Raw genomic sequence first — 13865 nt, forward strand, 5'->3', positions numbered from 1 at the left:
GCGCGTTAACTTACGCTCTTGGGATTGGGGATGGGAGTAAGTCATGTGGCAAAGTGGGTGTAGAAAATCGCTTCTATCTTTCTTTTTGGTATCTGCTCTGTTCGTGCTCAAAGCAAGCGCTCAGACGGATTATCCGTTCCTTGATCCCAAGTTAAGTGATGATGAGCGCATTGCCGATTTACTGAAGCGTCTGACGCTCGATGAAAAGGTCGAGCTTATGGGTGGCCATTCTAAAATCCCTCGTCTGAAACTTGTGTTTTCGGACGAAACTGAAGGACTGCACGGTCTCGCGCTGGGCGGCCCGGGGCAGTGGGGGCCGCGCGGACGCCAGCCCTTGCCCACCACGACCTTCCCTCAGGAGAAGGGACTGGGCGAGACTTGGGACACCGTGCTGATGAAGAAGATTGGCGCGCTCGAAGGGGAGGAGGGCCGCTATTACTACCAGAATCCTGTCTTCGACTTTGGCGGAATCGTGATGCGCGCCCCCAACGTCGACCTAAGCCGCGATCCACGCTGGGGACGCACGGAAGAGTCGATGGGCGAGGATCCATACCTGGTTGGCACGATGGCGGTCGCCTTCATTCACGGATTGCAGGGGCCCAATCCCAAGCACTGGCAGGCTGCCTCTCTCATGAAGCACTTCCTGGCCAACGAAAACGAGAACGGCCGTTCCTATACTTCGTCCGATTTTGATGAGCGCCTCTTCCGAGAGTATTACTCAGTCCCGTTCCGTATGGGATTTGAGCAAGGTGGCTCCCGTGCCGTAATGGCCGCATATAACTCCTGGAATGGTACGCCCATGATGATTCATCCCGTTCTTAAGGACGTCATGGTCACGGAATGGGGCAATGACGGCATCATCTGCACCGACGGTGGTGCTCTCGGCTTGCTTGTTACAGACCACAAGAGCTTCCCCGACAAGGAACACGGATCAGCGGCAGCGGTCAAGGCAGGCATCAATCGATTCCTTGATGAGTACAAACCTGATTTGACGAAAGCTCTCAAGGACGGCCTGCTGACAGAAGCTGATATGGACGCTTCGCTCAAGAACATGCTTCGCCTCCATCTTCGGCTGGGTGAGATGGACCCTGACGGAGCCGATCCCTATGCGAAGATTGGCCGCCAGACGAATGGCATGCTTCCTCCGTGGGATCGCGCTTCAAGCAGGGAACTTGCGCGTCAGGCAACGGACGAATCGATTGTTCTTCTCAAAAACGAGAACGACATGCTCCCCTTGAATCGCGAGAAACTCAAAGTTATCGCCGTCATCGGTCCATGGACGAATGAGGTCCTCTATGACTGGTATAGCGGTACGCCTCCATACAACGTGAGCATTGTGCAGGGCATTGAGGAAGCCGCGAAAGGGGCGAAGGTAATCTATACCGACGGCTCCAATTTAGCTGAGGCGCAGGTTCTGGCGCGCAAGGCAGATATTGCTATTGTTGTGGTCGGCAACCATCCTACTTGTAACGCCGAATGGGATCAGTGTCCCATTCCTTCAAACGGTAAAGAGGACGTGGATCGCAAGACAATCGTTCTAGAACAGGAAGAACTGGTAAAGAAGATATTTGCCGTCAATCCGCATACCGTTGAAGTGCTTCGCTCTGGCTTTCCATACGCGATTTCCTGGAGCCAGCACAACCTTCCTGCCATTGTGCACATCACCCATAACAGCGAAGAAGAAGGCCACGGACTTGCTGACGTGCTCTTCGGCAACTACTCGCCAGCCGGTCGTTTGAATCAGACTTGGCCCGCGGATGACGCGCAGTTGCAGCCCATGATGGATTACGATATTCGTCACGGCCGCACCTACATGTATGCGAAAGAAAAACCGCTCTACGCTTTCGGTTACGGTCTCAGCTACACCAGTTTTGTGTATGAAAGCTTGAGCCTAAGCGCGTCCAGCACAAACGCTGAAGGCAAGATCGCGGTCACTGTGAAGGTCAAAAATACCGGCACGCGCTCTAGCGACGAAGTGGTGCAGATGTATGTGCAGCACCTTGGCTCTGCCGTCGAGCGTCCGCAACTTGAGCTCAAGGGCTTTGAGCGGGTCAACATTGAGCCAGGCGCAGAAAAGAACGTTGTCCTCGAACTCAATCCGCATGATCTTGCTTATTGGGACTCAGCGCGGCACACATGGCGTATCGAAAAAGAGCAGGTACGCGTACTCGCCGGTGGATCAAGTGATAAGTTGCCGGTCCAGGCGCTTCTCCAGATCGAGGCTGCCAGAGAGTACAAGCCGTAGCGCAGTTGGTTTTCCCGGCCCAAACTCTGGACCTTGAGGAGGCACCCGGCAGGATTGGTTCGTAGGAGGGCAGCGGTATGGGTAGGATTGTCCGGTAAAGCTATGGACTGCTCCATTTACCGCCATAATTAATATTATACGGATATAATTAACTTGTCTATGAAGACCGATACCTCTGCCTTTCTCGCCAAGCCGTGTACTGCCTTTTGTGGATTCGAGCAGGTTGCTGCCGGAGCTCTCGTCGATGTTGCCCTCGCCGTCAAGGCTTTTGAAGCGCAGCCTGCCGTTCTTCCGCTGCTCGTTTTCGACGATGCCAGTGGCGAGGTCGTCGATCTGGATCTGCTCGGAAGTACCGCTGAGATCGTCGCGCGCCTTGCCGAGCGTGCTCGCCAACAAGTTACCGCAGCGCGGGCAGCGAGGAAGAGTAGCGCCTGCTCACCGGCCCAGAAGCCCGGCCGTCCCCGCCTCGGCGTCGTTGCGCGCGAAGTCACGTTGCTGCCGCGTCATTGGGAGTGGCTTGCCATGCAAACGGGCGGTGCGTCGGCGGCTCTGCGTCGTCTGGTGGAAGAAGCCCGCTTGTCCGATCAAGGCAAGACTTCGCAACGGCAGGCGCAGGAAGCAGCCTATCGATTCCTGTCCGCAGTTGCTGGCAACCTGTCTGGATTTGAAGAGACGACGCGCGCGCTTTTTGCCAGCGACTGGAATCAGTTTGCCGCGAGAACGGCTTCGTGGCCGGACGGCATTCGCGCCTATGCCGAACGATTGGCTTGTCGCAGGGGAGAAAGCGCATGAGATCGTATCTTGAACCGACGCAGGAAACCGGGCGCATGTTGATGCAACGAGCGTTCGAAGGGCCGGTTGTCATGCTCAATCTGCTGCGCTTTCGCAAGGTGGCAGATTACTCGGCTCATCCGGAACTGGCTCCGTCTGCGCCGATCAGTGGCGCTGCAGCCTACGACCGGTACATCGCCCACACGCTGCCGTTTCTGCCGGCGAGCGGAGGCGAGATGCTGTTTCTTGGCGCGGGCGGCCGTTACCTGATCGGTCCTGAGGATGAATCTTGCGCTTGTGAAGACGCGCACGCGGCGGAGGCCATTCAAGATGCCCTTTCGGCCTGGACCACTTGCCCTGACCAATCCAAAACTGCTTTAACGGATAGTAGCAGGTGTTTCCAATCCAACGAAATGTTTTTCAGGATCGAAGCTGCGGAAGCTTCGAAAAGGTTGCGGCGTTTGTTTCTGAGATTGACATAGAATGATGACAGGATGGAGGGTGTAGTCAACTCTCTATCCCCATCCGTTTCCGGTACGCTGCCCGCTGTCGCTCCAACTCTGCGTAGTTCGTCTCTGCCCATTCCCACACACCACAAAAGGCCGCGCCGAGACTTTCTCCCAAAGGCGTCAATGCATACTCCACGCGCGGTGGAACAACAGCATACACCGTGCGCGTGACGAATCCGTCCGCCTCCATCTGGCGTAGCGTTTGCGTCAGCATCTTCTGGCTGATGCCGCTGACCAGTTTTGCCAACTCACTGAAGCGAACAACACCGTTCTGCGCCAACGCCTCCAGTAGGAGCATTGTCCACTTGTCTGCGATGCGGCCGATAATCTCCTCGACCAGCCTGTCGATCTCTGGAGAGGACACGGCACCGTCCACGGATTGAAAACGCAGCTCCGCAGAATTATTTGTCACAGTTTTAACCCGATTTTTCGCATTTCTAACCATTTAGTGAGTATCAAACCAAGAAGTGCGCTCTTCCTTTCAGAGCGTCACTCTCCTATAGTAAGCAAAGAAGGAGTCAATAGCAATGAATCCCAAGGGAAACAACACCATCCTGATCACTGGCGGCGGATCTGGCATCGGTCGCGGTCTCGCCGAAGCCTTCCACAAACTCGGCAACAAGGTCATCATCGCGGGACGCCGCAAGAATGTCCTGGAAGCGGTTGTCGCTGCAAACCCCGGCATGGCCTTCGAAATTCTCGACGTTCAGGACCCGGCCAAGCTGAAGAGCTTCGCTGCGGAAATCACGTCGAAGTTTCCCTCTCTAAACGTGCTGCTGAACATGGCAGGCATCATGCAGACGGAAGATCTGCTCAACGCCCCCGATCCTTCAGTGATCGACGCCACCATCGCAACCAACTTCACCGCGCCGCTGCAGCTGACGGCCGCATTGCTGCCGCACCTGAAGCAGCAGGCACAGGCCACGGTTATCAATGTATCTTCAGGTCTGGCGTTCACCCCAACTTACTGCGCAACCAAGGCAGCCATCCACTCGTGGTCGATTTCTCTGCGCCATCAACTTCGATAGGGGCATCTCAAGTGTCTACATATTTTTACGCGGCACTTGAGGTGATCCGAGATCTGTCTGAGGTGCGGTGAAGTTCCAAGGCAGAAGATCGAGGATGCGGGTGATGGGCAAGTCTGCCATCTTCTCCAGCACGTGCTGCAATTTCGCCGAACCTGTCTCCTTCTTACCGCATTCAACGTGCTTTCTCACTGGTTAAAAGAAACAAACACCTTCACTCTTTCTTAAGGTTGCGCGCATAGAATCAATTGCATGAGATTTACCAGGCCTGTGGCATTTCTAGCTGCACTCATTTGTCTCACATCCAGAAGCATTTACGGACAGGCTTCTGGAGAGCCTGAGCTTGTTCTGACGCTGGACGAGGTAATTCATCGCGCTGAAGTCAACGAGCCTTCGTATGCTGCGGCAACGGCAGCCAGCCACCTGGCAAAACTGGACCGCAATATTGCACGTGCAACGCTGCTTCCTACCGTAAATTTTCATAACCAGGGCGTCTATACACAGCCGATTCGCTCATCTTCGCATACTGTCGTTTCGGACTCTTCTCCCCGTTTTGCCGCCAGTAATGACGTGCGCGAGTACATCAGCCAAGGCATTGTGAATGAATCCTTCAGCCTGGGGCTTCTTGGTGATCTACGCAAGATAGATGCCGCGGCCATACAGGCCGCAGCCGAACAGGAGATTGCCCACCGCGGGTTGGTAGCAACCATTACAGACATGTTCTTTGGAGAATTGGCAACTGTGGAGCATGCTGCTATTGCCAAGCGAGCGCACGATGAAGCTGCAGACTTCCTGAATCTAACGCAAAAGCGCGAACAAGCGCGCGAAGCCGCACATGCGGATGTGGTGAAAGCTCAGCTTGACGAGCAGCAGCGCGCGCGCGAACTGGAGGATGCTGGTCTGGCGGCGGAGAATGCCCGTCTGCAACTTGGTGTTCTTCTCTTCCCCGATCCCACGACGCCATACCGTCTGGCGGAAGAGGTATTTCCTGTGCTCTCCAGTCGCACGGAAATCGAGCAGGCTGCGGCAAAAAACAATCCTGAAATGAAGAGCGCACTGGCTCTTGTCGCCCAGAGCAACGCGGATGTGCTTACTGCACGCAGCGCGTATCTGCCGACCATAGGCATCAATTACACCTATGGAATTGATGCTCCACAATTCGCCGTGAATGGATCCAATCAGACACGCAATCTTGGTTACTCCGTGGGCATGAGCGTTGATCTTCCTGTTTGGGATTGGCTCTCTACACAGCACAAGATCAAGCAAAGCGAGATCCGGCGCGATGTTGCCCGTGTTGCGCTCAGTGCGACGCAGAGGCAGTTGATTGCACGGCTCAATGAAGCTTATGCGGAAGCTTCTGTTGCTCAGCACCAGCTTGCCTCACTCGATAGCAGCGTAAGCACGGCAGAGGAAAGTCTGCGACTGACCCGTATGCGCTATACGGGAGGCGAAGCCACCGTACTGGAAGTAGTCGATGCCCAGTCGGCTCTTGTTGTTGCTGAAAATAGCCGCGAAGATGGCCGCGTTCGCTATTGCATGGCGTTCGCAAATCTACAGACTCTTACCGGAAAGATGTGACTCCATGAATTCGAGGCCAAAGTCTATGTCTCTGAAGCTCCGTGCGGCACGTAACGCCAGCGTTCGTGGCGTAGCCTTTGTCCTGTTCTCGCTGACAATGCTTGTCGGATGTAAAAAGGAAGCAGCCCCGTCCGTTGAAGTTTCCGTTCAGGCAGAAAAACCGGAACTGGGCGATATTTCTGAACATATCACCGCCGATGCCGTGCTTACACCTATTGCACAGGCCGCCATCGCGCCCAAGATCTCTGCTCCGGTGAGCAGATTCTACGTTCAGCGTGGAACTAGAGTGAAGGCTGGTCAGTTACTTGTTACGCTCGAAAACGCGGATCTGTCTGCGGCGGCACTCGATAATAAGGGATCGTATGAAGCTGCTCAGGCTGCGTATCTGACCTCAACCAAGGCACAGATTCCTGAAGATGTTCAGCGTGCGCAACTTGACTTTAACCAGGCCAAGGCAAACCTGGACCTGAATGAAAGCATCGTCAAGAACCGCAAACAGCTTTTTGCTGAAGGCGCAATCCCTGGCCGGGATCTTGATACTGCACAGGCCGCACTTGTGCAAGCGCAAGCTGCCTATGACGCCGCCAAAATGCATCTTGAATCCGTACAGAAGGTCAGTCACGATGCCGCATTCAAGGTGGCGAAGGGTCAGCTTACCTCAGCAGAGGGAAAATTGAAGGGTGCGGCGGCACAGGTCAGTTACTCTGAAATTCGCGCACCTATCAATGGTGTCGTGACGGATCGCCCATTGTTTACAGGTGAGACAGCACCAACAGGGACGCCGCTGATCACGGTGATGGATACTTCCGTCTTGCTCGCGAAAATGCACATTGCACAAATTCAGGCACAACAACTTAAGCCAGGTGACGAAGCTGTGGTGCATGTCCCTGGTATTGATTCTCCTGTTAAGGCTGAGGTTTCACTGATCAGCCCTGCGCTTGATTCTGGCAGTACCACCGTTGAAGTCTGGCTCAAAATCAATAATCACGATGGTGTGTTGAAAGTTGGTACACCGGTTAAGGTGATCATCAACGGTAGAAGTGTTGCTCAAGCCATGAAGATTCCGCAGTCCGCACTTCTCAGCTCAGACGATGGTAGTAAGTCTGTGATGGTGATTGTCGGTGGAGTTTCGCATCGCAAGCCGGTCACGCTCGGTATTGCGGATAGAGCCGATGTTCAGATTCTTGGTGGCATCTCCGCTTCCGATATAGTTATCACCTCTGGTGCATACGCGCTCGATGAAGGTACACGCGTGAAGGTAGAGGCGGCGAGCACAGACGACGAAAAACCTGCCTCCCAGAAGAATGAAGGAGGTAATTGATGGCATCCTCCCAAGAACGTCCCTCGGGCGCAAAAAAATTCTGGCTCGCGCAAAATACACGGACTATCTTTTTTTTTGCGGTGGTTCTTACCATTGCCGGAATCTATCTTGCAACGCAGGTGCCGATTGCAGTTTTTCCCGAGACGAGTTTTCCTCGCATCGTCATTGGTGTTGATAACGGTGTAATGCCCGTCGAGCAGATGGAAGTCACCGTCACTCGCCCGATTGAAGATGCCGTCAATTCCGTACCAGGTTTGCGCAGTGTTCGTTCCGTTACCAGTCGCGGATCGGCCGAGGTCAGTCTGTTCTTTGACTGGAACCTCGACATGGTTCGCCAGCTTCAACTGGTGGATGCCGCGCTTAACCGCGTGCAGCAAACATTGCCTGCCAGTGCGCACATCACATCCAACCGCCTGACATTTGCAACGTTTCCCATCATTGGATACAGCCTTACATCCGACACGGTGCCGCAGTCACGCCTTTGGGAAATTGCGACCTATCAACTCAAGCCACCACTGAATCGTGTTGCAGGCGTGAGTACGGTAGTTGTTCAGGGCGGACAGGTTCCCGAATTTCATGTGATCGCAAACCTGGCTTCAATGGCGGTTTCTGGTGTTACCATCACCGACCTGCTCAACACCATCCAGGCATCCAATGTTGTAGATTCACCCGGGCTCTACGAAGAAAATCATCAATTGGTCCTTGGCCTGGTTGGCGCACAGGTACATGATGCAGACGGCCTCGGTCAACTTGTCGTCAAGACCACCCCCGCGGGCGCACCTGTACGTATCGCCGACGTGGCCTCGATTGAAAAATCAGTTCTGCCCGTTTATACCTCTGTTACTGCAAATGGCAAGCCAGCGGTCCTGCTCAATATTGCTCGCCAGCCGGCAAGCAACACTGTCACTGTTGCCGATGACGTGTCCACGGAAATCAAGGATCTGAAGAAGAATCTTCCACCCGGAGTCAGACTTGAGCCGTTTTATGACCAGTCGCAACTAGTGCGCGACAGCATTGCCAGTGTACGCGATGCGATTTTAATTGGTCTGCTTCTTGCCAGTGCGATTCTCTTTCTCTTCCTTCGTGATTGGAGCTCATCTCTGATCGCCGGACTCGTGATTCCCGTAACTGTTGCCATCACCATTGTTGTTCTCTGGATGCTGGGCCAGAGTTTTAACCTGATGACGCTCGGCGGGCTTGCCGCAGCCATTGGGCTTGTCATCGATGATGCCATCGTTGTTGTTGAAAACATAGTTATGCATCGCGATAACGGTGAATCGCGCACCCAGGCGGTACAGAAGTCCCTGCAGGAAATCATGGCACCGCTTATCGGTTCAACAATTACGCCGGTTGTGGTCTTTCTTCCGCTGGTTTCCGTCAGTGGAGTTACAGGATCGTTCTTCCGCGCATTGGCCATTACCATGGCCGCGGCATTGCTCACATCGCTGCTGCTCGCGCTAACATGGACGCCTGGCCTCAGCATCCTCTTTCTTCACTCCAGGGCAAATAGCCAGCCGCATACGGAACATGGCGCAGGCAAGTTGCTGGGGCGCTTTCTTGGACTTCATCGTCGTGTGTTGACCATGGCGCTCGCTCGTCCTCTCTGGCTTGGCGTGGGCTGTCTCCTGCTTGTTCTTGGTGCCTGGTTTGGTTTTCAGGCACTCGGTTCCGATCTGTTGCCAGAGATGGATGAAGGCGGTTTTGTGCTCGACTACATCATGCCTGCGGGTAGTTCTCTGGCTGAGACCAATCGAGTTCTGCAGCATGTTGAAAAGATCTTGCATTCTATGCCTGAAGTTGAGAGCACTACCCGACGCACAGGCCTGCAGATGGGGCTGGCCGCGGTTACCGAAGCCAACACCGGTGACTTTACCGTGATGCTCAAGGGCAAACGGGATCGCGCCATCGATGATGTAATTTCTGATGTTCGTGCGCAGATCAAGGCAACTGAGCCTGAACTTGATGTTGAATTCACGCAGGTGCTTCAGGATATGATTGGCGATCTCTCCAACGCGCCTGAACCAGTGCAAATCAAAATCTTCTCGTCCGACGAAGCAGCGCTCGCAGAGATTGGACCACGGGTAGGTGCAGCCATCGGGAAAGTACCTGCCGTCGTCGATGTTGAAAACGGTATCGATAACACGATTAGTGGTCCGGCTACCATCTTCCAGGTTGATCCTCAGGTTGCCGCGCGATTCGGGTTTACGCCCGCCGAAGTTTCACAGGACGCAACCGCAATTCTTGATGGACTGCCAGCCTCCGACCCGTTGATTGCCAATAGCCGTCTATATACGATTCGAGTTCGTTTAGCGGCAGAAGATCGTGCCTCACTTGACGCCATCAAAAACACAGTCTTCACAAGTTCAGCCGGACACATGGCTACACTTGGTTCGCTTGCTACCATCCAGCAGCTACCGCCCCAAAACGAAATTCGTCGTGAAAATCTGCAACGCATGGTTGTTGTGACCGGCCGTTTGGAAGGTTCAGATCTCGGCACCGCCATGACCCGTGTTCGCCAGGCGGTTGCGGATCTGCATTTGCCACCCTCGGTGCATGTTACCTACGGAGGCACTTATGAAGAGCAACAAAAGTCTTTTCACGATCTGCTGCGCGTATTGATTCTTGCCCTGACTCTGGTCTTTGGTGTTCTACTCGCGGAGTTTCGCAACTTTCCGGCTCCAGTCGCCATCCTGGCCTCTTCCGTGCTCTCGATTGCCGGAGTCATCTTTGCTCTGCTTGTTACGCACACAACCTTTAATGTGGCATCGTTCATGGGACTTATCATGGTGATTGGCATCGTCGCTAAAAACGGCATTTTGTTGCTCGATGCCGAAGAGCGTTACCGTGCCGAAGGAATGTCCGCGCAGGATGCAATGATTCATGCTGCACAGCGGCGGCTCCGTCCTATTCTGATGACGGCGATTGCCGCTATCTGTGGTATGTTGCCACTGGCCTTCGCGTTAGGAGCAGGTTCACAGATGCTGCAGCCGTTGGCTATCGCCGTTATCGGAGGCTTGCTCATCTCCATGCTGCTTAGCCTCATCGTCACGCCAGTTGTATACTTCCTGCTCACGCGGAATCGTATGCAGACAGTGAATTGCGAGGAGAATTAAGGTGCTCAATCACAATACGCTTTTGCGTCTGTCCGCATACAATCGATGCAGGTTGATGGAATAAGGAGCCGACTGTGCGTATCTTGGTTGTCGAAGACGAACATCGTTTGGCCGAGAATATCGCGCTCGCGCTGCGCGAAGGTCCTGGGTATGCTGTCGATGTCTGCCACGATGGGAACAGCGCATTGCTTCTTTGCGCGACTGTAGCTTTTGATCTTATCGTGCTCGACCTCATGATTCCCGAACCCGATGGCCAGCACGTTCTTCAGTCGATTCGCGCTCAACACAATCAGACGCCAGTGCTCATCCTTACCGCCATTTCCGAGACAAAAAGCGTTATCGCTTTACTCAATATCGGCGCTGATGATTACATGACGAAGCCCTTCGACCTGGGCGAATTAATTGCCCGCGCTCGCGCTCTGGTGCGTCGCGGAAAGGGGGTGCGCCAGACGCATCTTACCGTTGGCGACGTTACACTCAACCTGACGGAGCAAACTGTTTCCGCGCGCGACCAGCAGATTGATCTTTCCCCAACGGAATTCCACATCCTTGAATATCTGATGCACCATCCGCGGCAAATCATCTCCAAGCAGAATCTGCTAGAACATCTTTACGATTTCACGTGGGAGCATCATTCCAATGTGATTGAGGCGCACGTCTCCAATCTGCGTCGGAAGTTGCGTGCGGCCACCGCTGAGACAGTTGTAGAAAATATCCGCGGTCGCGGATATCGCCTCTCTGCAGGCAGTGAGGTATCCGCATGAAAATGCGCTCGATCATTCGCGATGCCACATTGTTAGTCCTAGGTATTGAATTCATTTGTGGCATGATTCTTTGTGGTACCGCGATATTGCACGAACGGCATGCGCGTCTCCACGAACTGGACGAGATGGTACGTGGAAGCGCTGACTCGCTGATTGGCGCGGTACAAGATGCGGAAGACCCCGAAGATCACGTTACGGTTAATTCAAAAGAGTTCAGACCCCGTCATGGCGACCTCTATGTTGCATATTCTTCCGATCATCGGTTGATCGGTGCTTCTGAAGATACGGCGAAGTTACTTCCGCCGCTGGCTATGGATGGTTTTGGCGAAGTCAGCTTCAATGGCCACAAATATCGCATATACCAGCGTCAGGCTTTGCGCATTATCGACCGCTATGAGACCGGGGGCGTAGGACGGCAGCGTCCATTTAAGGTGCTCTATGCCATTCCTATGGATCATATATGGAATGAAATTATAGAAGCAGTGAGGTTTTACCTGCTTCTCAGCGCCACGCTTTTCTGTTTAACTGCGGTGTTGATCGTGGTGTTACTGCGCCGCCTGCTGCGCCCTCTGGAGGAACTTGCCACAGAGGCCGGTGCAATTGAAGCCCGCTCTTTGCAATTTGAAGCGCCTGCTTCATCCATGAGCATTCGCGAGCTAAAACCGGTTGCGGTGGCCATTGCGGAATCAATGGCGCGGCTTAGGGGTGTATTCGACCAGCAGCGACAGTTTGTCAGCGATGCGGCCCACGAACTCAAAACAGCCGTCGCCATTGTTCGTTCCAGCGTGCAAGTTCTTGGCTTACGTACCCGCAGCACAGAAGAATATCAGGCAGGCCTTGATCGTATCCTGGAAGATAATACACGCGTTGAAGAACTGGCCGCACATATGCTTGCCCTTGCGCGCTTTGAGGAAACAGCCATTGCTGCTGCTGGATACTGTTCCTTGGAAGAACAAATTGAAATTATTCTTGGCAGGCTAAATAATTTCGCGAATCTTCAGGGCATCATACTTCGTTCATCGTGTAATCAGGCTAGCGCGATCAAGATGCTTCCTGAGGCCGCGCAGACACTTATTTCCAACCTCGTCATGAATGCGATTCAGCATAGCCATAGGGAATCCGAGATAATGATTCTGGCTTCTAGCCTGGGAACTGGCCATACCATTCTCAAGGTGCAGGATTTTGGCTCCGGGATGTTGCCAGAAAATCTTCCCCATGTCTTTGAACGTTTTTTTCGTGAAGACTCTTCACGGTCGCGTCAGACAGGTGGGGCAGGGCTGGGTCTTGCCATCTGCAAGAGTATTGTGGAAAGCTCCGGAGGCGAAATCAGCATTCAAAGCGCTCAAGGCTCAGGAACATGCGTAACGGTTTTATTGCCCTCTATGTGAGCCGTTCCATGTTTACGTATTTCGTTATATTTTTCGGTTCATCTTGATTCTATCTTAAGGTTCCTGGGCTAAGATCCTCTACAACCGATGATTGCTGGTTAAGAGTTTCGATTGTTCGTTAGGAGAAATAGAATGCAAATGAAATACGCATTGGCTGCTCTATGTCTGTTCTGCAGCGCTGCATGTACCGCCATTGCCCAACCCGCCTGGAGCGTGAAACAGACGTTTCACATCGGCGGCGAGGGTGGATGGGATTATGTTACTGTCGATGACGCGAATCATCGCCTCTTTGTTACGCGAACGACGCATACACAGGTTGTAGACACTGGTACAGGCAAACTCATTGCCGATATCCAGGGGCAAAAATCCTCCCATGGCGTGGCCATTGTACCTAAGCTCAATCGCGGCTTTATCACGGATGGAGGCGGTAGCGGAGCCATCCTCGTTTTTGATCTGACCACGTATGCGGTTCTGGACCGGCTTACTGCCATCCCCGACGTGGACGGCATTATTTACGATCCCTCCACGGACCTGGTGCTTGCCGTTTCTGGAGATGGAAACGCGCTTTTCGCATTCAAACCGGAAATCGACCCAAAGACAGGATCGATAGGTGCGCCAATCAAACTTCCCGGTGCGCCTGAGTTCCTGGCAGTAGATGGCTCAGGCAAGGCCTATATCAACCTTGCAGACAAAAGTCTTGTGGCGGTCGTCTCTTTGCAATCGCGCAAAGTTGTGGCACAGTGGCCTGTAACACCCGGCGGACGTCCTGTTGGCATGTCCATGGATGTGATCCACCACCGTCTTTTTATCGGTTGCCGCAACCCTCAAAAGCTTGTTGTCATGAATGCCGACACCGGCACGATTGAGGCAGCATTACCCATCGGCGCGGGTGTTGACGCTACAACCTATATCGATGGTCAGGCTTTTGCTAGCTGCCGTGATGGATCGCTCACCATTGTGGGCGAGAATGCAAGCAAGTTCGAGGTCTTGCAAATCCTGAAGACTGCCGAAGGAGCACGCACCATGGGTGGTAGTGGCAAACGTATCTTTCTTCCTACGGCAGAATTCGAACCATCGACTACCGGTCGTCCAAAAGCAAAACCTGGAACATTCATGATCATTGAAGCCGAGGCAGAATAGCCAAAGCTCTC

The 13865-nt window shown here is 53.7% G+C and carries 11 protein-coding genes; 10 read left to right on the plus strand and 1 reads right to left on the minus strand.

Features of this window, described 5'->3' with window-relative positions:
- The first annotated feature begins 103 nt into the window (after positions 1 to 103).
- The 3 genes from ACOBR2_RS09720 to ACOBR2_RS09730 all read left to right on the plus strand — a co-directional run bounded on the left by ACOBR2_RS09720 (position 104) and on the right by ACOBR2_RS09730 (position 3498).
- Complete coding sequence (locus ACOBR2_RS09720; RefSeq protein ID WP_420239822.1) at positions 104 to 2245, plus strand: glycoside hydrolase family 3 C-terminal domain-containing protein; 2142 nt, start codon at positions 104 to 106, stop codon at positions 2243 to 2245.
- 159 nt (positions 2246 to 2404) lie between these two features.
- A complete protein-coding gene (locus tag ACOBR2_RS09725; RefSeq protein WP_420239823.1) occupies positions 2405 to 3037 on the plus strand; it encodes a DUF2239 family protein in 633 nt (210 codons plus the stop codon).
- The gene (locus tag ACOBR2_RS09730; RefSeq protein WP_420239824.1) at positions 3034 to 3498 is read left to right on the plus strand and encodes a hypothetical protein; all 465 of its coding nucleotides are present in this window, start codon (positions 3034 to 3036) and stop codon (positions 3496 to 3498) included. Before ACOBR2_RS09725 ends, ACOBR2_RS09730 begins: the two co-directional genes overlap by 4 nt.
- Before the next feature lie 25 nt (positions 3499 to 3523).
- Here ACOBR2_RS09730 and ACOBR2_RS09735 read toward each other — a convergent pair whose 3' ends face one another.
- A complete protein-coding gene (locus tag ACOBR2_RS09735) occupies positions 3524 to 3970 on the minus strand; it encodes a winged helix-turn-helix transcriptional regulator (protein WP_420236159.1) in 447 nt (148 codons plus the stop codon).
- Positions 3971 to 4052: 82 nt separating this feature from the next.
- Between ACOBR2_RS09735 and ACOBR2_RS09740 the strand changes: the two genes are divergently transcribed.
- From ACOBR2_RS09740 to ACOBR2_RS09770, 7 genes are all read left to right on the plus strand, one after another.
- The gene (locus ACOBR2_RS09740; RefSeq protein ID WP_420239825.1) at positions 4053 to 4553 is read left to right on the plus strand and encodes an SDR family NAD(P)-dependent oxidoreductase; all 501 of its coding nucleotides are present in this window, start codon (positions 4053 to 4055) and stop codon (positions 4551 to 4553) included.
- 249 nt (positions 4554 to 4802) lie between these two features.
- Positions 4803 to 6128, plus strand: a complete 1326-nt coding sequence (locus ACOBR2_RS09745) for a TolC family protein (RefSeq protein WP_420239826.1) — start codon at positions 4803 to 4805, stop codon at positions 6126 to 6128.
- Positions 6129 to 6153: 25 nt separating this feature from the next.
- Positions 6154 to 7449 (plus strand): efflux RND transporter periplasmic adaptor subunit, encoded by a 1296-nt coding sequence (locus tag ACOBR2_RS09750; protein ID WP_420239827.1) that lies wholly within the window; start codon positions 6154 to 6156, stop codon positions 7447 to 7449.
- The gene (locus tag ACOBR2_RS09755; protein WP_420239828.1) at positions 7449 to 10562 is read left to right on the plus strand and encodes an efflux RND transporter permease subunit; all 3114 of its coding nucleotides are present in this window, start codon (positions 7449 to 7451) and stop codon (positions 10560 to 10562) included. Before ACOBR2_RS09750 ends, ACOBR2_RS09755 begins: the two co-directional genes overlap by 1 nt.
- Positions 10563 to 10636: 74 nt before the next feature.
- The gene (locus ACOBR2_RS09760) at positions 10637 to 11326 is read left to right on the plus strand and encodes a response regulator transcription factor (protein ID WP_420239829.1); all 690 of its coding nucleotides are present in this window, start codon (positions 10637 to 10639) and stop codon (positions 11324 to 11326) included.
- Positions 11323 to 12714 carry a sensor histidine kinase gene (locus ACOBR2_RS09765; protein ID WP_420239830.1) on the plus strand — a complete coding sequence of 464 codons (1392 nt, stop codon included), beginning with the start codon at positions 11323 to 11325 and terminating at the stop codon, positions 12712 to 12714. The genes ACOBR2_RS09760 and ACOBR2_RS09765 overlap by 4 nt, the downstream gene beginning before the upstream one ends.
- A gap of 138 nt (positions 12715 to 12852) precedes the next feature.
- A complete protein-coding gene (locus tag ACOBR2_RS09770; RefSeq protein WP_420239831.1) occupies positions 12853 to 13854 on the plus strand; it encodes a YncE family protein in 1002 nt (333 codons plus the stop codon).
- Positions 13855 to 13865 lie beyond the last annotated feature (11 nt).

Origin of the sequence: Telmatobacter bradus (genome assembly GCF_048629425.1) — a bacterium.
GTDB classification, from domain to species: domain Bacteria; phylum Acidobacteriota; class Terriglobia; order Terriglobales; family Acidobacteriaceae; genus Telmatobacter; species Telmatobacter bradus.

Coding starts and splice junctions, on each gene's coding strand:
- ACOBR2_RS09725 (WP_420239823.1), top strand. CDS start 2,405: ATGAAGACCGATACCTCTGCCTTTCTCGCCAAGCCGTGTACTGCCTTT.
- ACOBR2_RS09730 (WP_420239824.1), top strand. CDS start 3,034: ATGAGATCGTATCTTGAACCGACGCAGGAAACCGGGCGCATGTTGATG.
- ACOBR2_RS09735 (WP_420236159.1), bottom strand. CDS start 3,970: ATGGTTAGAAATGCGAAAAATCGGGTTAAAACTGTGACAAATAATTCT.
- ACOBR2_RS09740 (WP_420239825.1), top strand. CDS start 4,053: ATGAATCCCAAGGGAAACAACACCATCCTGATCACTGGCGGCGGATCT.
- ACOBR2_RS09745 (WP_420239826.1), top strand. CDS start 4,803: ATGAGATTTACCAGGCCTGTGGCATTTCTAGCTGCACTCATTTGTCTC.
- ACOBR2_RS09750 (WP_420239827.1), top strand. CDS start 6,154: ATGTCTCTGAAGCTCCGTGCGGCACGTAACGCCAGCGTTCGTGGCGTA.
- ACOBR2_RS09755 (WP_420239828.1), top strand. CDS start 7,449: ATGGCATCCTCCCAAGAACGTCCCTCGGGCGCAAAAAAATTCTGGCTC.
- ACOBR2_RS09765 (WP_420239830.1), top strand. CDS start 11,323: ATGAAAATGCGCTCGATCATTCGCGATGCCACATTGTTAGTCCTAGGT.
- ACOBR2_RS09770 (WP_420239831.1), top strand. CDS start 12,853: ATGAAATACGCATTGGCTGCTCTATGTCTGTTCTGCAGCGCTGCATGT.